Here is a 22,951-nt window from a genome sequence, read left to right on the forward strand (position 1 = left end):
ATGAGAACACACTCCATCCTGCTGGTTGCGCTCGGCATCTGCTGCATCCGGACCGCGGCCGCACAAGAGCCCGTCACAGTCACCTTTTCCAATCCGGTGCAGCAAGAGAGCACATTCATACAGGCCTCGGCCGACTTGCAGGGAATCTGCGCCCTCAAAACCCTCGTCACCGGAAAAATCGCCGGAAAACACTACCGGCTCGACCTCGTCCACGTCGCCGACGGCAAGGAACTTCTCCGCACGCCGATGAACGAATCGGTATGCGCATCCGATACGCTGGAATTTTTCCTCGCAGCGCGTTCCATCGGCACCGACTCGGTCCATATCGCTTTCCGCTCCCCGGTCACGCGGCTCTGCGCCCTGGGAATCAGCGGCACCGACCGCTGCATGCTGATGGAAACCTTCCCGGAACAAACGCCGACCACGGACGACGCCATTCCCGTGGCGGCATTCTGCCAGGGCGAACCCATCGAAGTTCCGCTGCCTGACGGAAGCGTATTCCGGGGATTGCACTATTGCAGCGTGCGCGACGGGCATCTCCACCCCTCGAAATGGCACGAACGGTTCCGACTGAAAGACTATCTCTATTTCGAAATCAAATTCACGAACCCCTCAATGACCGAAAGATGAAGTATTACCTCCTCGCCGGGGAGCCGTCGGGCGACCTGCACGGCGCGAACCTGATCAAAGGACTGCTGAAAGCCGATCCCGAAGCGGAATTCCGTTTCTGGGGCGGAGACCTTATGGCGGCCGCAGGAGGCAGGGACAACCTGCGGAAGCACTACCGCGAAACCTCGTTCTTCGGCATCGTGCAGGTGCTGAAAAACCTCGGGACCATCCGGCGGCAGATGCGGGAATGTCAGGCCGACGTGGCGGAATTCGCCCCCGACGTGCTGATCCTGGTGGACTACCCCGGCTTCAACATGAAGATGGCCCGCTGGGCCAAAGAACACGGCATCCGCACCTTCTACTACATCGCCCCGAAGGTCTGGGCGTGGCGCGAATGGCGGGTGAAGGCGATCCGCAGATACGTCGATCGGCTCTTCATCATCTTCCCCTTCGAGCGCACCTATTTCCCGAAGCACGGCATCGAACCCGTTTTCGAGGGCAACCCGCTGGCGGACGCCATCGAAGCCCGCCGCGCATCGCTTCCGACGCCCGACGAGTTCCGCCGCCGGAACGGGCTGGACGAACGTCCGATCATCGCCCTGCTGGCCGGCAGCCGCCGGGGCGAAATCCGCGCGAACCTGCCGCTGATGGCCCTGCTGTCGAAACGCTTCCCCGAACATCAGTTCGTGGTGGCGGGCGTCGCGTGGATCGACCGCGCGCTGTACGAACAGCATATGGCCGGCAGCGACATCCGCTACGTCTGCGACCAGACCTACGAAACGCTGGCGGCGGCCGAAGCGGCCGTGGTGACATCGGGCACGGCGACGCTCGAAACGGCCCTGCTGGGGATTCCCGAGGCGGTCGTTTACCGCACGGTGTGGTGGCAGGTGTGGCTGCGCCCTTATGTGCTGAAAGTGCCGTGGGTGTCGCTGGTGAATCTCAACCTCGGGCGCGAGTGCGTGGCCGAGCTCATCCAGTCGGACCTCTCGGTGGAACGCGCCGAACAGGAGCTGCGGGCGATCGTCGCAGGAGGGTCGAAACGCGAGAAGATGCTCGCCGATTTCGACGAACTGCGCACCGTCATCGGCGGCCCCGGCGCCAGCGACCGCTTCGCAGAGCGCATGGTGGAGGAGTTAAAGAAGGAAATCCGATGAAAATCATCTGCATAGGCCGCAACTACGCCGAACACGCAGCGGAACTGCACGAACAGCTGAACGACAGCGGGAAGCTCCCCGAAGAACCGATGTTCTTCCTAAAACCCGACACGGCGCTGCTCCGAAACAACGACCCGTTCTACATCCCGTCGTTCTCGCAGGAAGTACATTACGAATGCGAACTGGTCGTGCGGATCAACCGCGTGGGCAAAGCCATCTCCGAGCGGTTCGCACACCGCTACTACGACGAAGTGGGGCTGGGCATCGACTTCACGGCCCGCGACCTCCAGCGGCGGGCCATCGCCGAGGGACTTCCGTGGGAGAGCTGCAAGGCTTTCGACCGTTCGGCGGCGATCTCTCCGGCATTCGTGCCGCTCGCGGAGCTGGGCGGAGACGTGCAGCGGCTGCATTTCACGCTCGACGTGAACGGGGAGCGCCGCCAGACGAGCGACACGGCGGAGATGCTCTTCACGGTGGACCGGATCATCGCCTCGGTGTCGCGGTACGTGACGCTGCGCATGGGCGACCTGCTCTACACGGGAACGCCCGCGGGCGTGGGTCCCGTCGCGCCCGGCGACAACCTGCGCGCGGCGCTCGAAGGACGCGAACTGTTGAATTTCGACATACGGTAACATGCTGCTCAACGACAAACTCAAACCCTACCGCCTGCTGCTGGCGTCGCAGTCGCCGCGGAGGCGGGAACTGATGACCGGATGCGGGCTTCCCTACGAACTCGCCCCGAAATACGACTGCGAGGAGGTCTACCCCGCCGACCTCCCGGCCGAAGAGGTGCCGCTCTACCTCTCGCAGCTCAAAAGCCGGGCCTGGCCCGGGCCGCTCGCGCCGGACGTGATCCTGCTGACCGCCGACACGGTGGTGGTGCTCGACGGCGAGGTCCTCGGCAAGCCCCGCGGACGCGGCGAAGCCGTCGAAATGCTCGGGCGGCTGTCGGGACGCCGCCACACGGTGGTTTCGGGCGTCACGCTGCGCACGGCGGAGCGGATGCACTGCTTCGGGGCGCGGACGAACGTCTGGTTCCGCACGCTCACGGCCGAGGAGACCGAACACTACATCGACACCTGCCGCCCGTTCGACAAGGCGGGGTCGTACGGCATTCAGGAGTGGATCGGCTACGCCGCCATCGAACGCATCGAAGGCTCGTTCTACAACGTCATGGGCCTTCCCATTCAGAAAGTATATGTAGAACTGGATAAATTCTTAGACCGATGAAACGAACCCTGCTGACCCTGCTGACCGCCTTCTTCATGCTGCCTGCGCTGGCCGACGAGGGCATGTGGCTCCCGAGCCTGATCTCCTCGCGCATCGACGACATGCGCGCCAAGGGATTCCGGCTCACCGCCGAAGACATCTATTCCGTCAACCAAGCCTCGATGAAGGACGCCGTGGTGCTGTTCAACGGCGGATGCACGGGCGAACTGATCTCGCCCGAAGGGCTGCTGCTGACCAACCACCACTGCGGCTACGGCGCCATCCAACGGCACTCGACCGTCGAACACGACTACCTCACCGACGGATTCTGGGCCATGTCGCGCGCCGAGGAGCTGCCCAACGAGAAACTCTGGGTGCGCTTCCTCGTCCGGATGGAGGAGGTGACCGACCGCATCGCCGCAGGAGAGACCGCGGAGGAGATCGTCAAGAAGGCCGAGGCCGAAGCCCCCGGCTACAAGGCCGCCGTGGAGCAGATGTACTACGGCAACCAACAGTTCCTGTTCGTCTACGAGCAGTTCGACGACGTGCGTCTGGTGGCCGCGCCGCCCTCGTCGATCGGCAAGTTCGGCGGCGACACCGACAACTGGATATGGCCCCGCCACACGGGCGACTTCTCGATGTTCCGCGTCTACGCCTCGAAGGAGAACAAGCCGGCGCCCTACTCGCCCCAGAACGTCCCCTACCGCCCCAAGAAGCACTTCACCATCTCGACGAAAGGCGTGAAAGAGGGGGATTTCACGATGATCTACGGCTTCCCGGGCAACACCCAGGAGTATATCCTCTCGGACGCCGTGGCCTACATCGCCGAGCGTTCCGACCCGGCGAAGATCGCCGTCCGCACGGGCCGTCTCGACATCATCTCCAAGGCGCAGGAGTCCGATCCCGCGCTGCGCATCTTCTACGCCGCCCGTCACGCCTCGATCGCCAACGCCTGGAAGAAGTGGCAGGGCGAGGTGCTGGGCATCGAACGCCGCGGCACCGTGGCCTCGAAACGCGCCTATGAGGAGGCGTTCGACGCCTGGGCGCAGGACAAACCCGAATACCGCAACGTCGTGGCGCAGCTCAAAGCCGAGTACGCCCGCATCGCAGACCCCTATTTCGCCCGCGAGATCACGCTCGAAACGCTCGGCGCACTTCCGATCAGATACTCCGCCAAAGAGCGCGCCGAAGCGGTCTTCGCCCGCCGCGAAGCGACCGAACGCGCCCTGTACGATCTGCAATTCGGGGAGTACGCCCGCCGCTGTCCGGCGCAGTATCAGATTCCGGAATTCCTCGACGGCGTGGCCCGCTGCGGCTCGCCCGAAGCCTTTGCCGAGGAGGTTTTCACGCAGGTCTGGAACGAGGGCGACACCACGGCAGCAACCGCCCTGCGTTCGGGAACGAAGCGCATGCTCGACCACATCGCATGGCTCACGGGCACCAAATCGCTGCGCAACCTCAACAGCAAACGGCTCAACGAACTCTACACCTCTTATATTAAAGGGCTGCGCGAATGGGACGCCCGGCGCGCCTTCTACCCCGACGCCAACCTCACGCTCCGCGTGGCCTACGGCACGGTGGCCGGATACGAGTATGCCGACGGCGAGTACCACAAGCCGCAGACGACCCTCGACGGCATCATCGCCAAGGACAATCCCGAAATCTACGACTACGACATCCCGCAGGCCCTGCGCGACCTCTACGCTTCGAAAGAATACGGCCGCTGGGCGACGACGATCGACGGCCGCAAGACCGTGCCGGTGTGCTTCCTGGCCACGAACCACACCACGGGCGGCAATTCCGGATCGCCGGTGCTGAACGCTTCGGGCGAACTGGTCGGCATCAATTTCGACCGCACGTGGCGTTCGACGATGAGCGACGTGGCGTTCGACCCCTCGATCTGCCGCAATATCGCCGTGGACATCCGCTACGTGTTGTTCGTCGTGGACCGCATCGGCGGCGCGGGCTACCTGCTCAAAGAGATGAAACTCAAATAAGGGGGGGGGCGTCCCGGAGGCCGTGCAGGAGCGCCGCCGCAGGCGTTTCGTAAATTTTGACGTTTTTCGCGCAAAAATTTTGCGAATCGCAAAATAGTGTCTATATTTGCACTCCCGAAAGTTGCTTCGGGGATGCAATGCCCAGGTGGTGAAATTGGTAGACACGCTACTTTGAGGGGGTAGTGAACAATTACGTTCGTGCAAGTTCGAGTCTTGTCCTGGGCACACGGAAATAAAATCGCAGCTGATTATCAATCGGTTGCGATTTTTCATTTCTATTTTGCACCACATTTGCACCACTCATAATATTAACATCAGATTCCACACCCCGGCAACCAACGCAAAATTCCGTTCGTCGATCTCGTTCAACCCTACTAAGCGCAATTTTGAGCCGATGATACCGTTGTACATCCAAAAGGCCAGCAGGGCCAGCAACAGCAAACCCAGCCGCCCGGATTGACGGCTGGGGCAAGTAGTGGTATAACGAAGCCTTAATGCTCGGTTGTTATTTTCTCGTGCTCCTCGGCCAACTGCCGTAGCTCGGTATTAAAATCGGCGTTGATCCTCACACGCTCTTTAAGTTGGAACAATATTTCTTTTACCTGCGGGTCCTCCGGTTTTACATCTCCGCTTTCCAATTTGGCGACAAGCTCTTCCCCTCGGCGTATTACTGCTGCTGTTTCCGCCGCCATCTTATCGCCCCGTCGTAAAATTTGATCTATATTCATAACGCAATAGTTGTTTATCGGGTGAGTTTCATTAACAATCCTTTCGGCTTATGGGTGGGCTTGCTCGGCGATACCTGCGCCCCTCGAATGTGTTTTTGCTTCGGATGATTTCGAGAATCACCCGATCGCCGTCGAGAACCAGCATCCCGTGCCGGCGTGAATCGCCGCCTTTGGTTCGGTGCTCTACCTCGCATTCGGTTCGGATGCGGACACAGCGGAAGCCTGCGGCCTCGAAAGCCGATCCGATCAGCGACAGGTCGCTGCGCTTGGATACATATACCTGCTTTTTCATAGTGTCAGTTGTTGAAGTCATAGTGTTTGTTCGTCGAAGGGTCGAACGTCGAAAATTCGCCGTTTCTTTCCCATTCCCGGACGGTATAGCGCCCCTTCGGAAGATACCCCGCCCGGCGGACGGCCTCGGCCTCGGTAGGGAATGTCCCCAACCGATAGCCGCCGTATGTCAGTTCGTAGATCATAGTTCGGTATTGTTGGACAACGTACATAAATTTTCCGTCATGGACATCACCGCCAACTTCATTACCTCGTCTTGCGCTTTGCCTAATGCGCTGTCAAATTCACTGTTCACCTCATTGACCGCCGAGCCGCCGTAATCCATTTCGGTAACTTCCGCCGCCTCGCCGCAGAGGTCCGATAATTTGATATAGATAGCCAGGTATCCGGCGGTCATCGGACTTAATTTTACGTTTTTTCAAATCTTCGATAGTCATGATTTTATAGTTTTAATTGGTTAGTTCAACATCAATTGCAAGGCATCGGCGATCTCCGGACACTCCCGGCCCGACTGGTCCCATACGGCGGGGACTTCTGTAAATTCGCTCAGCTCGTCGTTGCACAACCGGGCCGAATAGTCAACGAATACCGTGTACCCCTTGTGGGTAATTTCGAAACCTTCGCTTACGCCGTCGCAGTTGAAGGTGATGTAATCGGCCGCCTTGCGGGCCATTGTCCGAATGTCGGACCGGGTTAATTGTTCATTCATTGTTTTATCGAGGTTTTGCGAGAATCTCGCTATTTTTCAATTTCCGTAATAGGTGTTGAGGGGCGGTACGCCCCCGGTTATCGTTAGTCTCCGTAATACGTTCTGCTGTTGCCGTAGTAGTCGGCCGGAACATTTGCCAGCGGATGCCATTCCGCAACCTTCGATTCCTCCATCGGGCGGTTCTCGATTATCGCCGTCATGACCGCCAGCTTCTCGTTACGCCAAGCCTTGCGCAGGCAGGCCGAAAAGGTCATCGAAGCGTTGGCACGTTTCAGATACCAGGCGTTGCGCATGATCTTCGATTTGTTGTAGGTTGCTTTCATGGTCTTTACGTTTATTTCAATTATCACGACACAAATTTACGTATAATAAAATTAACGACCAAATAAAAGAGCATAAAAGTTTACGTAAACTGCGATTATTTTTACCAAAATTGCGTTTTATGGATATTTTGTCCTATATTTGCACTTGGAGAAACTTTTAATATATTGCAACTATGTTACAACTTAAGGATTTATTAAGGCGTAAAGGAATGACCGCAAAAGAACTTGCGGTAAAAATCGGCATTAGCGAGGGTGCGTTATCTAAGTCGCTTTCGGGTAATCCAACACTTGAACGCATCGAACAGATAGCCGCCGCTCTCGGTGTATCGGTTCCCGAGCTTTTCGCCCCTCAACCAACAAACACAATCACCTGCCCGAAATGCGGGACGGTACTGGAGGTAAAGGAACGGGAATAGCCTCCGACTGCTTGCCGTTGGGCTGGGGCTCGCTTTACAAAATATTCACTTTTTTTGTGGATATTTCTAAATAAAGCGTTATATTTGCCATTGAAAACAATACGGCACGATGTTTATAGAGTTTGACAAAGAGTATTTGCGGGAACTGTTCGAGCAGGGACGCACGGGCGACAAGAAGCACCGCTACCAGCCCGAGGTGATACGAGGATATTACAAGTGTATCATGCTGTTGAAACGGTCTGCAAACGTTGAGGAGTTATACCGGATCAACTCGTTAAATTACGAGGTTCTGCAAGGTGATAAGGCCGGTATATCATCGGTTCGGATCAATCGCAAATACCGCCTTGAATTTACCGTAAGGGAGGTAATGAACGAACAGATAATAACCGTATGCCGATTGTTGGATATTAGCAACCATTACAAGCAGTAGCGATATGGAAACGACAAAGAAAATTTACGCACCGCATGAATTGATATGCGCCGAACCGATCCACCCCGGAGAAATGCTCAAAGACGAATTACAGGCACGGGGCATATCGCAACGGAAATTTGCCGGTATCATCGGGATGCCTTACACGGCCTTTAACGAGATTATCAACGGGCACCGACCGATCACGACCGATACAGCATTGAAAATCGAGGCGGCAACGGGGATAACAGCCAATTTGTGGATAGGCTTACAATCTGACTACAATATGCAGACCGCCCGCCGAGACACCGGACTGTCGGCGGTGCTGGATCAGATACGCAAAGCGGTTGCGGTACTGTAAAGGTCGGGCGAAAGCCCGACAGAATAACTGTTGCGGTAAACTTATCAAAGTGGAGAAGGGAGAATAGTAACGGAGACGCCAGCGCATTACATATATTTCTATCCGGGGTTGCAAGGTTGCACCCCTATATAGGGGATGCAACCTGCAACCCAAGGTATATAGACAGAAAACTATGGAATTACAACCTATCCAAAACAAGATATACGAAATATGAGCTTACCACATCCGTATTGAAAATAATTCAAATATTTAGCAATAATAAACATATCTTATTCGTCTATAAAATGGGTTAAATTCCAAAAGATCAAAATAAAATTATCACGATATTTGCATCCTATAATTCAACACGATATATTTGCGCAATAAAATACACTATCATTATGGCCTACCCTGTATTATCTATTGCCAATAAAATTTTGGCATATGGCGCAGCTGCAAATGACGAAGGGGAACTTTTTTCCAATATGAAACTCCAAAAATTGCTATACTACGTGCAAGGATTTCATATAGCAGTTTTTAATCGTCCTTTGTTTAACGAAGACATTGAAGCCTGGATGTATGGTCCTGTGGTTCCTGCGGTATATGAATATTACCAAGAGAACGGAAATAAAGGAATCATGCCTAATGAAAAACCCATTACTTTAGAAGCAGAAGAAGAAAGTTTATTTAATGAAGTGCTTCGCATTTATGGAAACTACTCAGCGATTGGTTTGATGAATTTCACCCACAATGAAATGCCTTGGCAAAGCACGCCGACAGGTAAAGGACACATTATAACCAAAGAAAAATTAGGCGAATTTTTTCATACTCGCTTGGCGTAATTATGTCTAAAAACAACAGGAGGAAGATCATTCCCCCTCAAGATGAATCAATTAGCATATCGCTAAATCATATTTACAAAGAGAACTACCCTTTATTTTGTTTCAAATACCTAAGCGAAACATCTATTTCAACTTGTAGGGACCATAAATTCTTCTTCGAGTTTTTAATTAGACTCCAAAAAATATCACAATTAGGTTGGCCAGAGATTAGAACCGCCCCTCGTCATGGATTTGGAATGGAGTCTATATCCGTTGATCAGATCAAGCCCCAACTACCGGCATGTATAACTCCAGACGTAAGAAAATTGCACGTTTTTAGAGCAACGGGAGATAATCATCCATTTATAGGGCTCCAAATAGACCGCATTTTTAGAGTTCTTTTTATTGAAGCCAACTTTGGAGATATTTATGATCATGAATAAACAGATAGCCACCCTTTGAGGTGGCTATCTGCGTTCAAAGCCAACAGCAGAGAAATAGCCGTTAAGGAGGAGGGGGGGGGTACTTTATCGAGGCGGCTTTATTATTGCAAAAATGTAACTCGACCGCCTCTTGGCTATGTGTGAGTGTGTTTAATGTGAAAAACACATATCACACATATTTCTGAACCAAAATAGTTTAAGTATGTTTGCAATATCAAGCAAGAAAAAACATACAGAACCGATGCAATAATTCGTGTTTTTTCTTGCACAATGTGCCGAAGATTAACACCTTTGTCGCAGATGCTTGTGAAGTAGCAAGCCACGGACAAAACCGAAATAACAAAATCAAAGGGTCTGTTGGCGCAAGCTGGCAGGCCCTATTTATTAACTTAACCGGGTGTGAAGGAGCACCCTAACAGACGCTATGACAAATATAACGTCAATGATGGAAAACGGAGCCAATATTACCGTAGCCATCACATTGGAAGATTTGAGGCGGTTCCATCAAGAGGTAATCGCCGACACAAAAAAAGAGTTGGAGGCGCAGATCGCCGAGGACAGAGGCGAGAGGTATCTATCTATCAAGCAAGTATGCGAAATGTTGGATGTAGATCCCAGTTCGCTATGGCGGTGGCGTAAGCGAGGTTATCTTGTCCCTGCCGAGATCGGCGGTAAGCGTCGCTACAAGATGTCGGATATTCGTAGAATCTTAAACGGGAGGGCCGCACAATGAAAACAAGAAAAGCGGCCGTAGCCGCCCTAATAAGTACGTACAAAGATAATTATAATTCGGAACCCATCCAAGCCGACACGCAAAAAGCTCGCAAGGCTATCGCCCTCGAAATGCTCAAAGGAGGAATGCAGGTTACGGCTATGGGCCTAAACGTGATGATTGGCGGTAATGATGCCCGGCGGTGGATGACCGAAGTGCGACGGAAGGCAGACGGTTATGTGGTTCGAACTTATCCCTTGCGGGATCGTAGAGTCGTCTATCGGTTGGAACGGATCAATACGGATTATAACCTCTTCAGTGGACAGGAGGCCGCCGACCATGAATAAGCCCCACTATCGGAAGCCGCAAGCGGTCAGGGAACTCGAACGGATGGCCCTCGACCATTTCCGCCGAGATCATCCGAATTTTCCCGAGTATGCCATCCCGCCACAGTCCTATCGGGATAATACGGCGAACGGCTTGACGAAATGTATTGTGGATTACATTCGCTACAATGGCGGCCAGGCTGAAAGAGTCGCCACGATAGGGATGCCTGAACAAAGAGGTGGTCGGATCGTATGGCGCAAATCGAATACCACGAAAGGAAGTGCCGATATTTCGGCTACAATTGCAGGCCGGAGCGTCAAAATTGAGGTGAAGATCGGCCTCGACCACCAAAGCGAGGCACAACGCCGTTATCAGGCATCTATTGAGCGGGCAGGTGGCCTATATTTCGTTGCCAAAGATTTCACAACTTTCGTCGAGTGGTACAGCGAAAAATTCAATCGGGATTGCTATGGAAAATCTTGAAACGATCAAACTGTCTAAACAGCAAGAGTTGGCTCGCTACCGTCGGCGGACGGATGCAAAGCCCTATGTTGTCAATAAATTGAGAGAGCAGATCGCCGCTCTGGAAAATTGCGTGGACCTGAACGATAGCAAGGTCGATAATCAGTTATTGATTTTACTGCGAGATACGTTGTATAAGGCCCTATATGTCGAAAATCGTGCTGATGTCCTGATTGTCGGAATGCGCCTCACTAATCACCCCGAGATTGAACGGGTGGACCTGGCCGACCTGGTGTATAGTACCAAACTCGATGATCCGCAAACGGGTCTCTATGAATTGCTGGAGATCGGCCGCTGTATTCGAAGCGATAAGGCCGTCGCCCGGCTTACCTTCCGGCATATTCTCGAAGGATTGGATAACTTCAAAGTGTAGCTGATTATGGGATTCGTAGACGATGTTATCATGGGTGAGCCGGGATCGTCGAAAATTGACATTTCTGCTCTTGTTATCGACCTGTCGGAACAACTCCCCGATCCGCAACCGATCGTGCGAATTTGGGGCAATCTAATTGCTTCTCGGGGCAATGTATCGACCGTGGTAGGCTTGGCCAAAAGCCGGAAGACCTTTTTGACCGCTGCCGTGGCTTCGGGATTTCTTTCTTCGTCCGACTTTCTGGGGTTTGATACCCCGGCCACGGGCAAGGTAGTCTATATCGATACCGAACAGGCCCGGGCACACGTGCATAAGGTTGCCAGGCGGATTCTACGAAGCATCGGCTTGCCGACCGACCACAACCACGATAAGCTCGTCGTGGCAGCTTTGCGGGAGCTGACGCCAGATCAACGCCGGGAGGCCACAGGTGAAATCCTTCGCCGGTATAAACCCGATCTGCTGATTCTCGACGGCGTGGCGGACCTTTGCAACGATCCGAACGACCTGCACGAATCGGAGGCCCTGACTTGTGAGTTGATGCGCTGGAGTAGCGAGTATGATAACCACATACTTTGTGTGCTTCATAGCAATCCAGGCGGAGAGAAAGCCCGAGGGCACCTCGGCTCTGCATTGCTGCGTAAATCGGAAACAGTGATGCTGGTAAAAGCAGATGGTGATACCTCGGTAGTCAGTCCGCAGTACTGTCGCAATGAACCATTCACAGAGTTTGCATTTCAGATCAACGCTTCCGGGCTTCCGGAGTTATGTGGCATTCCAGCACCTCAGCCTAAAGAGAATGTTTTTGCTGAGATCATGGAGGCAGGAAAGGTTTATGCGCACTCAGAGTTGATTGAAATGCTAATGGAAGCGGTTGACCTCAAAGAAGGAAGTGCTAAGTCGAAGATTTCCCGTGCAGTCAAAGCCGGGACAATCGTGAAGAATCAAGCTGGCGGTTATTATCTTCCGGGGTCGCAAACTGAGGTTTCACAACCCGAGTTGCACGATGAACCTTTCTAAATATTTATGTTCCGTTACAGCCTTGTGGGAGGCGGGTTGCAGGTTGCATCCCCTATATAGGGGTGCAACCTTGCAACCCCACCCGCCCCAAAACGGTATGAAACCAATAATAAAACAGAAAAAGATTATAACACAGCCCAAGAAAAAGACGGCATTTGTGCCGTGCAAATCATTCAAGCATGACGGTGCAACCCTTACGGTCGGAGTTGCCGAAGTGACCGTAAATCGCAAACCTAATCCGTCAGAGGTGTATTTGTGTGTTAAATACTTCGGTGATGAGGGCACTCCCGAAGCGGTCGTTACTTTCACGCCGGACAAGGTGATAGAGATCGCAGAGGCTCTGTTGGGGTTTGCGAGGGTGGCCCACAAACAGGATGGGCGGGTATAAACCCGCCTATCCTCGAAAGCAAGGGCCGTAAACTGTTCCCCCGCACTTTGGTTCTCGACAAGCCAAAAGTACGAAAAAAAACGGGGAAGTGAGCAGAGCAAGACCGAAAGAAAAACGAAGGGGTGGCCAGCGGGACGACAGCACGCTGACAATAGGATTGAATAAGAAAGAACTTGTAGAGTTGCTGGAGCGTACCCGCCGTAAGTGCGAGGAGTACGAACGCAGACAGAGGTTCGCAATAAAAGATAAACTATTAAATATTAAAATGTTATGAAAGAAGAAACCAAAATCTACACGGAGTGTTGCATCCTGAATCAAATCGCCGCCGGAGGGTCTGACGACTGGCAGATTCGTTTGGGGAAATACATCGTATCATTGCAATACGTGGATTGCCCCGGCGATGGCTTCTTGGGCCGTCTTGCGTCTTTGGCGGGGCGTGTCCCGCAGCGTTTGGTCGCTGTTATATATCAGAGAAATCGAGACGGTCAGATCAATGCCATCCGGCAAATATCGGTTCCGGCGAAGGGGGCCAGCATTACGACCGACAATGCGACGGTTTTGAAACTGTTCGGGCATGACGGACGGTTATGTGGTTTTGAGGTCTCCAAATCGAAAGGTCCTTATTTTTTGGGCGGTAGATGGGGGCGTATATCCGCCTCTCAGCCGCTCCTACCGGACGAGCATAGGCGGGGAATAACCCATGACACGGAGCGCTGGGTTAGTATAAAATAGATTGTTAATTATTTAATCCATATGAGGATATATGGCACAGAATGAAATACATAAGATCATAACGATAGAGTTCAAAAATTCGGAACTTATCGACAAAATGCGAGAGGCGCAGAATGCTATAAAGGCACTCAATACCGAAACCAAATATCTGAAAGAGGACCTGAATGAGTATCGCCAGCAGCTCAAATCCGGAGCTATCTCGCAAGACCAGTTTGATCGGATGATGATTAAGACCAAGAACGAGATAATCAAAAACGATCAGGCTGTAATTAAATACAAATCGGATATTAAAGCGTACACTCGTGAACTTCAATCCAATATCCGCCAAGATAAGGAGAAGGTCGGTTCCCTGAATCAACTGCGGTCGTCCGTAAAGTCTTTGACTGCGGAATACAATAATTTGAGCGCCGCAGAGCGAGGAGGAGTCCGGGGGAAAGAAATCGTGCGGCAGATTCAGAAAACAACGGCCGAGATCGGCAGGCAGGAAAATGCACTCCGTAATTATCATATCGGCGTCGGTAATTACGCCGGAGGCATTCAGAAAGCGTTTGTTAAGATCGGGGCGGCGTGGATGGCTATTCGCTCGGCGTTTAGCCTCTTTCGGAATAGCTTTAACACGATTAAAGATTTCGAGCAGGCCAATGCTAATCTCGGTACCATCTTGGGTGCTACTAACGAGGAGATGGATAAACTACGAGAATCAGCACTTGAACTGGGGCGGACAACTGAATACACGGCCTCACAAGTTACACAGTTGCAAACTGAATTGGCAAAATTGGGATTCGGTCCGAAATCCATTCAGGCGATGCAACAACCGATTTTGAATTTCGCAACAGCCGTAGGTGCAAAACTTTCGGATGCCGCAAAATTGGCCGGTGCGACTTTGCGAATTTTTGGATTGAGTGCCCATCAAACCGAAGATGCCTTAGATGTCCTCGCTTTGTCTACTAATAAATCGGCCCTTTCGTTTGAATACTTGAATACGGCGTTATCAATCGTTGGTCCTGTTGCCAAGACGTTCGGATTCTCCGTGCGTGATGTAACGGCCCTTCTCGGGTCATTGGCAAATAGTGGATTCGATGCTTCCAGTGCAGCGACAGCAACCAGAAATATTTTATTAAATCTTGCTGATATTAATGGCAAACTGGCGAAGTCTCTCAACGGTCCGGTTAAGTCATTGCCGGAGTTGATCGACGGATTAAAAAAGCTACGTGCACGGGGCATTGACCTCGCCGGAACACTTGAACTAACCGATAAACGGAGCGTTGCGGCATTTAATACTTTCTTAAATGGTGCTGATGATGTGAAGGAATTACATGATGCGTTGCAAGATGTAGATGGAGCAGCTAAAAGCATTGCCGAAGAACGATTAAATACTGTTGAGGGATCAATCAAACTATTGCAAAGCGCCTGGGAAGGACTTGTGCTGTCATTTTACAATAGCAAAGGCACGATTAAGTCCGTTATTGATATACTGACGAATGGGATAGAGGGGATCAGCAATTTGCTAAATCCGGATGCCCAAAAGAACAAACAAAAAAATCTTTTCCTCGATGAATTTATGAATGTATATTCTGCCGAAGGAGAAGATGCGCTGAATCGGAATATTCAAATCGGGTTGAAATATTGGGGCGATCAATATGAAGAGGCCCGGAAACGCTATGCCGGAAGCGGAGGTCTTTTTGGTAAATCCGAATTTGATATTACCGAAACGATGTATAAGGCATTTATCGCTGCTGGAAATGAAGCTCTCGACAATGTGCAGAAACTCAAAAAAGAACAAGAAGGTTTAGCGGCACAGACAGAAGATAATGGTGAGAAAATCACTACGATAACTGAAAAAGAGTTGAAAGCACGCCAGCAAGCCGCCAAGACACAGCTCGATTTAGAGAAGCAATTATCAAAATCCATTCTTGAACTTAGACAAGCGAGCCTTGAAAAAGACCTGGAACTTTCCCGGCTTCGCTTTTCGTGGGAACGCCAAGAGCTGGAAAACAAACTCAAATACGACAAAACGCTGACTGCGGAATCCCGGGAGGCTATAAACCAGCTGATCCTGAATATGGAGGAACGCAGGTATAAGGAGGAATCCGAAATCCGCCAGCGTTGGAGCGATAAGGAGTTCGAGGAAGAAGCCCGCAATGCGGAGAACAGGATCAAGATGCGGATCAAAGTCCAGGAAGAGATGGACAAACTATCTCTTGCGCAAGTAAAAAACAGGAACTATGCAGGATTGATCGGGGACGACAAGGATGCACGGATTAAAGCGCAGCAGGCCGTTGCAAATGAAGAATTGCGTATTGCTCAAAGTAAATATGACGCTATTTCACAAATGGATGAGGAGCAATGGAGTGCGCAATACGGTTCTATTCAAGCCTATGAGATGGCCCGACTGGATGCAGAAAACAATGTGCAAGATGCAATTAAGAAAACGACCGACCTGTCTATCGCCTCGCAAAATCAGGCAATAAAAGTGCAACTGGACGAACTGGCGGCCGCCTCCTCGTTAGTTGGGAGTCTAAGAGGTTTATTCGGGGCGTTGGGCGATGATCTTGAGGCATTCGCCATTGCAGAGCAGGCATTGGCCGTGGCGCAAATCATCATCGACGCTCAAAAAGCAACAATGGAAGCGATGGTTGCATCATTCCAACTCGGACCTATTGCGGGACCTATATGGTTTGCAACACAGAAAGGAATTATAACAGCGCAGGCGGCAATCGCATCGGCGACAACGCTTGCACAAGCCATCCCTTCGTTCTTCTCGGAAGGCGGCCTTGTCACGGGCCCGGGCACCGGAACTTCGGACAGCATCCCCGCAATGTTATCCAACGGCGAAGCTGTGATGACCGCCCAGGCTGTCAACGACTGGGGCGCAATGCTCTCGGCCATGAACGTGGCAAGCGGCGGAAACGCCATCCAAGTATCGAATCTTCCCCAGCGCAACGACGGAATGAAGGGGATGGAGCGCATGATGGAACGGGCCCTGATGAATATGCCGGCGCCCATTGTTTCGGTGGTTGACATCAACAAAGGGCAGAAGCGGGTCAAGGTTCAAAACAGCCTCGGAAAATTAGGTCGAAAAAAATACGAATAATAACATGAATACCCCTAATAAGAAAGTGGGCCGCCCTCGTGCATATACCCCCGAAGCTCTTGAAGCCAAGTTCGAAGAGTATGTCGAATGGGTGAAAGCGAATCCAAGATACAGCAACAAGGCTTCAGCAGGGGAAATAATTGCGGTTCCAACACAGCGTCCCCTGACATTAGTGGGATTCTGCCAATTTGCAAAGATCAGCAAAGACACATTCCGCCGATACGAAGATGAGTTTTGCGACCTCCTTACGCACGTGCGAGTGGCTATTGAGGCGGACCAGTTGGAGGGCGCATTATGTGGGCAGTACGATTCAGGAATCGTTGCCCGTGTCCTTCATCTTGCCGACCGTCAGGATGTGACGACCAACGGCAAGGCGATAACGGCCGCAACACAGCCTATTTCCGTGGTCCTCGATCCCGAAGCTGCCAAGATCATCCAGTCCATAGGCAAAATGACAGTGAAGGAATGACGCCCGATCCCGTAACAAGTAGATTATGATTTCATTATTCCCTCTAACTCAATTCGATATTCACTACCCACATCCGCCTTAAATCGGGTATAGGTAGTATCACATAGTTTATTAATCTGAAATATACGGGGGAATATTCGGGTCGGCGCATCACATTCTTTTCCTTGCGCCAAATAAACGAAATCTAATAAACCACTTTTACTTATGTCCTTTTTTCGTCTCTTTCCCCTTTTCACCCACTCAATCTTATTGTCTGAGGCTTTCCCACGTCCGGTCATCCTATAATAGAACACCTCAATCGTTGTATTTGTAGAAATAAAACCTTCATTTTGCAAGGCTTCCAATATACGATTAGCCTGCTCATAACTCCATTGCACAGAGAAGTGTGCATGTTCCTCGATTGAAGAGATAATATTTCCGATTTTGCTATCGGATTGCTGGCAATATTGTACAACGAAATGATCAAAAATCATTTTTACCTCTTTACGGTCCACCTCCGATAAAAACTCTCCGATCACATTCTGATCATATAGGCTTTTTTCTTGCTTATACAGATAAATAGCAAATGTCCCATCGTCGATGTCATTCTGAAAATGTCCCTGCTCATAAATTCGCTTTTGCTCGTCATAATAACTCGAGTATAGAGTCTCGGTATAAATATTACATTCATTAAGCTCCAAATAATTAATAGCATAAGCAATCAAGCCTGAAGCAATTCGATTCTCTACTGCAAGCCACGATCCTGGGTTCATTGTATCGAGAAAATAAGCATAATATCCGCCATCCTGCGGAAATGCATGAAATGTCCCCGTCCTACCGTTATTCCACATTTTGGTTTCGGTTAACACGCTATTGCCGTCTTTTGTTATATTCATGGTTGTCAAATACCTACGACACCAATCCACTACCCACTCATAGCCAGGCTTATGGTCGCAGATAAAAATCGTATGATTCAGCCAATCAGCATAATACTCTCTTTTATACTCAGCATCCCCATCATTAGCGGCCCGTTTTTTTACATACCAGTCCAGAAATCCAGTCAGTGCATAATCCGCTTTTTGCGGCCCAGATGCATATTCGTTGATATGATCCAAAAAATAGGCATTATTTTTCTGAAAATCAGTCACCCACTCGTGTTCCTCTTTGTATTTGAAAGGGAGATTTATATAATCTTGATACCGCTCCCGTCCCCACATATTATAAAATACCACATCATTCATATTTACTCCAACATTTTAACCAGTTCGTTTTTCATTTCATCGTCGATGTCCCGATAACGGGCAAATGCCCGGCTACCCTCCTTGTGGCCGGACAATGCCCCTACCAGGTTCGGGTCTTTCACCTGCTTGTAAAGATTTCCAACGAATGCTCGACGAGCGAGGTGCGACGAGGCCACCTCCCAAATCGGGCGCTGTTCCGCCTCTCGGGTCAGAGGATTCAGGATCGTTACTTTACGTTTCAACCCCGCAGCGAGAAAAATCCGTTTAATCGCTTTGTTATATTGCTGTTCGGCCATAAGTGGAAAAAGCGACGAGCCGGCATAATCTGCGTAACGGTCCAATATTTCACGTGCTATCGAGTTAAGAGGTACACGTACCGTCACCGGGTGGCCGTCCTTTGTTTTGCGGGGAATATACTCAACCGCTCCATTTATCAAATTATCTCGGGTCAACTTATAAAGATCGCCCACACGGCAACCTATCAGACATTGAAAAACGAATACATCCCGCTGAATTGCGAGCTGCGGATGCCTGGTAAGATTGGTATGATAAATCTTGTTACGCTCGTCAATCGTAATATAGTATGGTGTCCCGTATATACACTCCTCCACGGGATAATTCCGAAAAGGGTTATTAGTCGTTTTGCCTACGTCATTCGCCCAAATGAAGAAAGTACGCAGTTTAGTCAGTATTCCATTGATCGTATTCTGCCCTCTTGGCTGAGGTTTCCGGCTTTCGGGAACGGCCTCGTAGATTTCGGGGTATTGGTCGCAGAAGGTGTATTCATTGCGAAGGAACTCCTCGATGTCCCGTAACACCAACGGCGTCACGGTATCAAAATCGAGCGCAAACCGACTATCCATCGTCCGGCGGGCATACAATTCATACCGCCTCAACGCTCGGATTACGACCTGAATAGCCCGCACCCGCCAATCGGACAACTTGCGCTTCTCGATAAACTCTTCGTAAGCCTCGAAAAAGGTTTGCCAATGTTCCTCGATGATATATTTCTCAGGATGCAGGTGTTTGTCAATCTCTTGGTCCAGCCAATCGGATGTCAAAGTCTCTGTACTGGGTGCGGCATTATATATCTCTAACATCATATTCTTACGGTCGGCCACCGCCTTGTTGAACAAGGCCCGTTTTTCCGCATCATAAAGAACCTTTGCCTTAATCTCCTGTCGGGTAGCATCCCAATCGGATGGGTTAACCTCCAATTCGGAAGCGTGAAATAATTGAATATTTCGACCGTCCCGTAACCGAAAGCGAACATTTGCCCGATCTATTCGTTTTCTTGATACCCGTATAAAAGCCGTAACCGATGCCATATTACAAAATCTGTTAATTCCGTGGTGCAAGTTAGAAAATTTGCACCACACTTGCACCACACAATGAAATCTTTTGCAATATTACACAATTTTATCGACAATTACAATATATTGATTATCTTTGCAATATACCCACAAACAACTAAATATCAATGTATTTACAAAAGGTATAAAATTGCAATTTTCGAATATTGTCCTGGGCACACGGAAATAAAATCGCAGCTGATTGATAATCGGCTGCGATTTTTCATTTGCCATTGTGCTGCGACAGCATCGCCCTCCCCTATGGCAGGCAAGCGAGTATCCGCATGCGACCGCAACAAGCGCATTTCGACAAATTTGTCAAGGGGGGGGGCATGCGGTCGCCCGCGACCGTTTTCAAATCCGTGCGCATACGTGCCGCCCCTTGTTCAGCAGTCGTCCGCCCGATACGCGAACGATCCGCAAGCCGGAAAACGTCCTGTCATTCGCCCCCAATATTTCGATGCGAAATCCATAAAACCCGAAAAATTCCGGCAAACCGGAAAATTCCGGGTCGGCAAAAACCGGAAAAAAGGTATTTTCCAGCAGTCCGAAGGCCCTGAGAATCTATATAACATCCGGAACTGTTCATATACAAAATATTTATTATCAAATATTTGTAAATAACTCGGCTCTATATTTTCGGAACAGGGTATTTCCCCCCCCCAAGGAAATAGGTAATTTTGTCTCATCCCCATACGGAGATTTCGATTCGTAATTTTTTTAATATATACCTAAACCCTATTCCTATGAAGAGAACCTTTTTACACCTGCTGCTCCTATCGGGCTGCGTGTGTCTGCTTCCCTCCTGCATCGAGGACAAAGCGGAAGACGCCGCACACCGGCTCGTCGTAAGCAAGGTCGATGTGGAGTTGATTCAGACCGGAATGCTGAACACCGGTTCGAAAGCCTCGTTCGACGTACTTGCAAACCGGGGGTATGTCATCACGTCCGACGCCGAATGGCTCGATGTCGATAAACCGACCGGAAAAGGACGCGTTTCCGTAACGCTCGAAGCGAAGCCCAATGAAACCGCCGGCGAACGCACCGGACATCTCACCGTCACGAGCGGAAAACTCTCCGAGCGGGTCACCGTCACGCAGACGCTCGATCCCGATCCCGACGACGGAAATCCCGTGGGATACACCTATTATTCGGAGAATTTCGACTGGATCGCCGTGTACGGCGGCGCCGACTGCGTAGGGCTCGGTTCGCAGGACGGTGCGAAAAACATTTATAGCACCGGCGACGCGCTGCAAAAATTCGGCGAAGCCGGGCTCCAAGATTACAACCCCGTGGGCAAAACGATGTATGCCTGCGCCGGATACTTCAAGATGGGAGCGACCGACAAACAGACCGGAATCATTCTGCCGGCCCTGAAAATCGGCCGCAAGAAAGCCTCCAACGTCGAACTCACGTTCGAGACCTGCCCGAATATCGGCGGCTCCGGCAAGGCCGACGCGGTGACCGTCACGGTCGAGATCGTCGAGGGGCCGGGCACGGTCAACGGCAATTCCGACCGCGAAAGCGAGGCCATGAAACCCGACCAGACCTGGAAATGGACGCCGATGAGCGTGAAACTCTACGGCGTGACTGCTGCGACCCGTATCGCCATCCGCTCGACGCAGCAGGGGAATCCCGGTGTGACCGCCGGCGAAAAAGGCTATTTCCGCTGGTATCTCGACAACGTGAAGATCGTGAAAGCTCCGCGCAACTAACCGCAATCAACTCAAAATCAGAATAACAATGGATTTCAAATACATGATAATCCGGGCGTCGTCCGCCCTGTTGCTGCTGTCGGGCCCCCTCTTCACGGCCTGCGACGACGACGATCCCGATGCGTTCATCACGGTTTCCAAACAGGAGATCGAAGTGGAATACAACGGTTTGACGGCCAACGGCGAAACGGTCAATTTCGACCTCGGGTCGAACCATGCGTGGCAGGCGACCTACGTCGAGGAGTGGATACATCCGACCCACACGGAGGGAGACCGCGGCCGTACGCGCATCTTCCTTGCGATCGACGAAAACGACACGGGCAAAGACCGCGAAGGCTATGTCATATTCGAGGGCGGCGGTTCGCGGCGAACGGTCGCTGTCACCCAGAAACTCAAAATCGACGCCCTGATGGTCTCCCCGGGCAAACTCACCGTCGTCAGGTCCGGCCTGCTGGAAACGGGCGAGAAAGCCTCGGTCTATATCTCCGCGAACAGCGACTGGACGATCGAGACCTCCGGGGACAGCGGATGGATCACTCCCTCGAAAACCTCGGGCAAAGCCGGCGAAGAGGACGTAGAGCTGACGATCGCCCCGAATACGACCGGCGCCGTGCGTACCGGAACTTTCGTCGTGACCGCCGGGTCGAAGAAGGCGACCGTCACCGTGACCCAGAACCTCGAAGGACTGAAAGTCTCCGCCGCCTCGTTCAAGGTCAACAAGTTCGGCTTCGCCGACGAGGATCGCACGCCGCTGACCTTCACGGTCACCGCCGCCGAAGCATGGACCTCGACGGCCGACGGCTGGCTGACGCTCAGCCCCGCTTCGGGCGATGCGGGCGAAACCGAGGTGACGCTCACCGTCGGCGAGAACGCCACGGGCGCTCCCCGCAGCGGCGAAGTGAAGATCGTCACCGCGCTGACCGGACTCGAAGAAACCGTACATGTCAGCCAGAACGCCAAGGACAATCTGTTCGAGGACGACGGAAAGGAGATCGGGCATGTCTATTACGATGAAACGTTCGAATGGTGCAAGCCGTTCAACAAGGACGACCAGGTCGGCAGCGACGGAGCCAAAACCAGCACCCTGCCCATCTACGGCACGGCCGAGGATCGGAAAGAGGGCAACGCTGCGTTCGTGAAATCGGGACTCGAGGATTATAATCCGGCTGGAGAATGCATGTACCTGGCCTCCGACTACCTGAAAATGGGACGAAGCGGCAACCAGACCGGAGTGATCCTGCCGGCTCTCGATGCCGTGGCAGAGGGCTATTGCACAGACGTGGAACTTACGTTCGAGATTTGTCCCAATATCGGTGGCAGCAAGATACCCGATGAAGTCACCGTTTCCGTCGAGATCGTTTCGGGTCCGGGCACCATCGGTGAAGGCGAAGCGAAACTGAGCGACCCGATAACTCCCGAAGGCCGGTATGTGTGGACGCCCGTGAGCATGAAACTTTACCGCATTACGGGCGAAACCCGGATTGCCATCCGCTCCACCCAGCAGAAAGTATCCGGCTACTTCCGCTGGTTCCTCGACGACATCAAAATGACGAAGATCGCAGCCGAATGACCCTGCGGAGA

Annotated in this window: 28 protein-coding genes and 1 tRNA gene; 21 read left to right on the plus strand and 8 right to left on the minus strand. The window is 51.7% G+C overall.

What is annotated here, in order from left to right; translation table 11 throughout:
- The 6 genes from NQ519_RS06095 (at position 1) to NQ519_RS06120 (ending at position 5,194) form a co-directional block, all read left to right on the plus strand.
- A complete protein-coding gene (locus NQ519_RS06095) occupies positions 1–630 on the plus strand; it encodes a hypothetical protein (RefSeq protein ID WP_019152052.1) in 630 nt (209 codons plus the stop codon).
- Positions 627–1,763 (plus strand): lipid-A-disaccharide synthase, encoded by a 1,137-nt coding sequence (lpxB, locus tag NQ519_RS06100; protein ID WP_019152051.1) that lies wholly within the window; start codon positions 627–629, stop codon positions 1,761–1,763. Before NQ519_RS06095 ends, lpxB begins: the two co-directional genes overlap by 4 nt.
- The gene (locus NQ519_RS06105) at positions 1,760–2,395 is read left to right on the plus strand and encodes a fumarylacetoacetate hydrolase family protein (protein WP_019152050.1); all 636 of its coding nucleotides are present in this window, start codon (positions 1,760–1,762) and stop codon (positions 2,393–2,395) included. The genes lpxB and NQ519_RS06105 overlap by 4 nt, the downstream gene beginning before the upstream one ends.
- Position 2,396: 1 nt before the next feature.
- On the plus strand, positions 2,397–2,993 hold the full coding sequence (locus NQ519_RS06110; protein ID WP_019152049.1) for a Maf family nucleotide pyrophosphatase: 597 nt from the start codon (positions 2,397–2,399) through the stop codon (positions 2,991–2,993).
- Positions 2,990–4,969, plus strand: coding sequence for a S46 family peptidase (locus NQ519_RS06115; RefSeq protein ID WP_019152048.1), 1,980 nt, complete (start codon positions 2,990–2,992; stop codon positions 4,967–4,969). The genes NQ519_RS06110 and NQ519_RS06115 overlap by 4 nt, the downstream gene beginning before the upstream one ends.
- A 139-nt stretch (positions 4,970–5,108) precedes the next feature.
- Positions 5,109–5,194, plus strand: a tRNA-Leu gene (locus tag NQ519_RS06120).
- A gap of 266 nt (positions 5,195–5,460) precedes the next feature.
- On the opposite strand, the gene NQ519_RS06125 is transcribed toward NQ519_RS06120, so the two are convergent.
- The 6 genes from NQ519_RS06125 to NQ519_RS06150 form a co-directional block, all read right to left on the minus strand.
- Positions 5,461–5,697, minus strand: a complete 237-nt coding sequence (locus tag NQ519_RS06125) for a hypothetical protein (RefSeq protein ID WP_019152046.1) — start codon at positions 5,695–5,697, stop codon at positions 5,461–5,463.
- A 31-nt stretch (positions 5,698–5,728) separates the two neighbouring features.
- Positions 5,729–5,989 (minus strand): hypothetical protein, encoded by a 261-nt coding sequence (locus NQ519_RS06130; protein ID WP_147513244.1) that lies wholly within the window; start codon positions 5,987–5,989, stop codon positions 5,729–5,731.
- Positions 5,990–5,993: 4 nt separating this feature from the next.
- Positions 5,994–6,173, minus strand: coding sequence for a hypothetical protein (locus NQ519_RS06135; protein WP_019152045.1), 180 nt, complete (start codon positions 6,171–6,173; stop codon positions 5,994–5,996).
- Positions 6,170–6,385 carry a hypothetical protein gene (locus tag NQ519_RS06140; RefSeq protein ID WP_019152044.1) on the minus strand — a complete coding sequence of 72 codons (216 nt, stop codon included), beginning with the start codon at positions 6,383–6,385 and terminating at the stop codon, positions 6,170–6,172. The genes NQ519_RS06135 and NQ519_RS06140 overlap by 4 nt, the downstream gene beginning before the upstream one ends.
- A 60-nt stretch (positions 6,386–6,445) precedes the next feature.
- Positions 6,446–6,697: a hypothetical protein gene (locus NQ519_RS06145; RefSeq protein ID WP_026076783.1), complete on the minus strand. Its 252-nt coding sequence runs from the start codon at positions 6,695–6,697 to the stop codon at positions 6,446–6,448.
- Between the two features lie 83 nt (positions 6,698–6,780).
- Positions 6,781–7,020, minus strand: coding sequence for a hypothetical protein (locus tag NQ519_RS06150; protein WP_019152042.1), 240 nt, complete (start codon positions 7,018–7,020; stop codon positions 6,781–6,783).
- Between the two features lie 173 nt (positions 7,021–7,193).
- Between NQ519_RS06150 and NQ519_RS06155 the strand changes: the two genes are divergently transcribed.
- From NQ519_RS06155 to NQ519_RS06215, 13 genes are all read left to right on the plus strand, one after another.
- Positions 7,194–7,436 carry a helix-turn-helix domain-containing protein gene (locus NQ519_RS06155; RefSeq protein ID WP_019152041.1) on the plus strand — a complete coding sequence of 81 codons (243 nt, stop codon included), beginning with the start codon at positions 7,194–7,196 and terminating at the stop codon, positions 7,434–7,436.
- A 109-nt stretch (positions 7,437–7,545) separates the two neighbouring features.
- A complete protein-coding gene (locus NQ519_RS06160) occupies positions 7,546–7,866 on the plus strand; it encodes a type II toxin-antitoxin system RelE/ParE family toxin (protein WP_019152040.1) in 321 nt (106 codons plus the stop codon).
- Between the two features lie 4 nt (positions 7,867–7,870).
- A complete protein-coding gene (locus NQ519_RS06165; protein ID WP_019152039.1) occupies positions 7,871–8,206 on the plus strand; it encodes a HigA family addiction module antitoxin in 336 nt (111 codons plus the stop codon).
- Positions 8,207–8,586: 380 nt separating this feature from the next.
- Positions 8,587–9,027 (plus strand): Panacea domain-containing protein, encoded by a 441-nt coding sequence (locus NQ519_RS06170; RefSeq protein ID WP_019152038.1) that lies wholly within the window; start codon positions 8,587–8,589, stop codon positions 9,025–9,027.
- 867 nt (positions 9,028–9,894) lie between these two features.
- Positions 9,895–10,182 carry a helix-turn-helix domain-containing protein gene (locus NQ519_RS06175; RefSeq protein WP_187120524.1) on the plus strand — a complete coding sequence of 96 codons (288 nt, stop codon included), beginning with the start codon at positions 9,895–9,897 and terminating at the stop codon, positions 10,180–10,182.
- A complete protein-coding gene (locus tag NQ519_RS06180) occupies positions 10,179–10,508 on the plus strand; it encodes a hypothetical protein (protein WP_019152036.1) in 330 nt (109 codons plus the stop codon). Before NQ519_RS06175 ends, NQ519_RS06180 begins: the two co-directional genes overlap by 4 nt.
- Positions 10,501–10,971, plus strand: coding sequence for a hypothetical protein (locus tag NQ519_RS06185; RefSeq protein WP_019152035.1), 471 nt, complete (start codon positions 10,501–10,503; stop codon positions 10,969–10,971). The genes NQ519_RS06180 and NQ519_RS06185 overlap by 8 nt, the downstream gene beginning before the upstream one ends.
- Positions 10,958–11,383: a hypothetical protein gene (locus NQ519_RS06190; RefSeq protein WP_019152034.1), complete on the plus strand. Its 426-nt coding sequence runs from the start codon at positions 10,958–10,960 to the stop codon at positions 11,381–11,383. The genes NQ519_RS06185 and NQ519_RS06190 overlap by 14 nt, the downstream gene beginning before the upstream one ends.
- Positions 11,384–11,389: 6 nt before the next feature.
- A complete protein-coding gene (locus NQ519_RS06195) occupies positions 11,390–12,400 on the plus strand; it encodes an AAA family ATPase (protein ID WP_019152033.1) in 1,011 nt (336 codons plus the stop codon).
- A 97-nt stretch (positions 12,401–12,497) separates the two neighbouring features.
- The gene (locus NQ519_RS06200; protein ID WP_019152032.1) at positions 12,498–12,788 is read left to right on the plus strand and encodes a hypothetical protein; all 291 of its coding nucleotides are present in this window, start codon (positions 12,498–12,500) and stop codon (positions 12,786–12,788) included.
- 270 nt (positions 12,789–13,058) lie between these two features.
- Complete coding sequence (locus NQ519_RS06205; RefSeq protein ID WP_019152031.1) at positions 13,059–13,520, plus strand: hypothetical protein; 462 nt, start codon at positions 13,059–13,061, stop codon at positions 13,518–13,520.
- Positions 13,521–13,551: 31 nt separating this feature from the next.
- Positions 13,552–16,614, plus strand: a complete 3,063-nt coding sequence (locus NQ519_RS06210) for a phage tail tape measure protein (RefSeq protein WP_019152030.1) — start codon at positions 13,552–13,554, stop codon at positions 16,612–16,614.
- A 4-nt stretch (positions 16,615–16,618) separates the two neighbouring features.
- The gene (locus tag NQ519_RS06215; protein WP_019152029.1) at positions 16,619–17,083 is read left to right on the plus strand and encodes a terminase small subunit; all 465 of its coding nucleotides are present in this window, start codon (positions 16,619–16,621) and stop codon (positions 17,081–17,083) included.
- Between the two features lie 23 nt (positions 17,084–17,106).
- Here NQ519_RS06215 and NQ519_RS06220 read toward each other — a convergent pair whose 3' ends face one another.
- A complete protein-coding gene (locus NQ519_RS06220; RefSeq protein WP_044118787.1) occupies positions 17,107–18,303 on the minus strand; it encodes a hypothetical protein in 1,197 nt (398 codons plus the stop codon).
- A 2-nt stretch (positions 18,304–18,305) separates the two neighbouring features.
- Complete coding sequence (locus NQ519_RS06225) at positions 18,306–19,631, minus strand: site-specific integrase (RefSeq protein ID WP_044118786.1); 1,326 nt, start codon at positions 19,629–19,631, stop codon at positions 18,306–18,308.
- 770 nt (positions 19,632–20,401) lie between these two features.
- Here NQ519_RS06225 and NQ519_RS06230 point away from each other — a divergent pair.
- Both NQ519_RS06230 and NQ519_RS06235 read left to right on the plus strand, forming a co-directional pair.
- A complete protein-coding gene (locus tag NQ519_RS06230) occupies positions 20,402–21,370 on the plus strand; it encodes a BACON domain-containing protein (RefSeq protein ID WP_227901006.1) in 969 nt (322 codons plus the stop codon).
- A 28-nt stretch (positions 21,371–21,398) separates the two neighbouring features.
- Positions 21,399–22,940: a BACON domain-containing protein gene (locus NQ519_RS06235; RefSeq protein ID WP_019152025.1), complete on the plus strand. Its 1,542-nt coding sequence runs from the start codon at positions 21,399–21,401 to the stop codon at positions 22,938–22,940.
- Positions 22,941–22,951: the final 11 nt, after the last annotated feature.

It is taken from the genome of Alistipes senegalensis JC50 (genome assembly GCF_025145645.1).
Classification (GTDB): Bacteria; Bacteroidota; Bacteroidia; order Bacteroidales; family Rikenellaceae; genus Alistipes; species Alistipes senegalensis.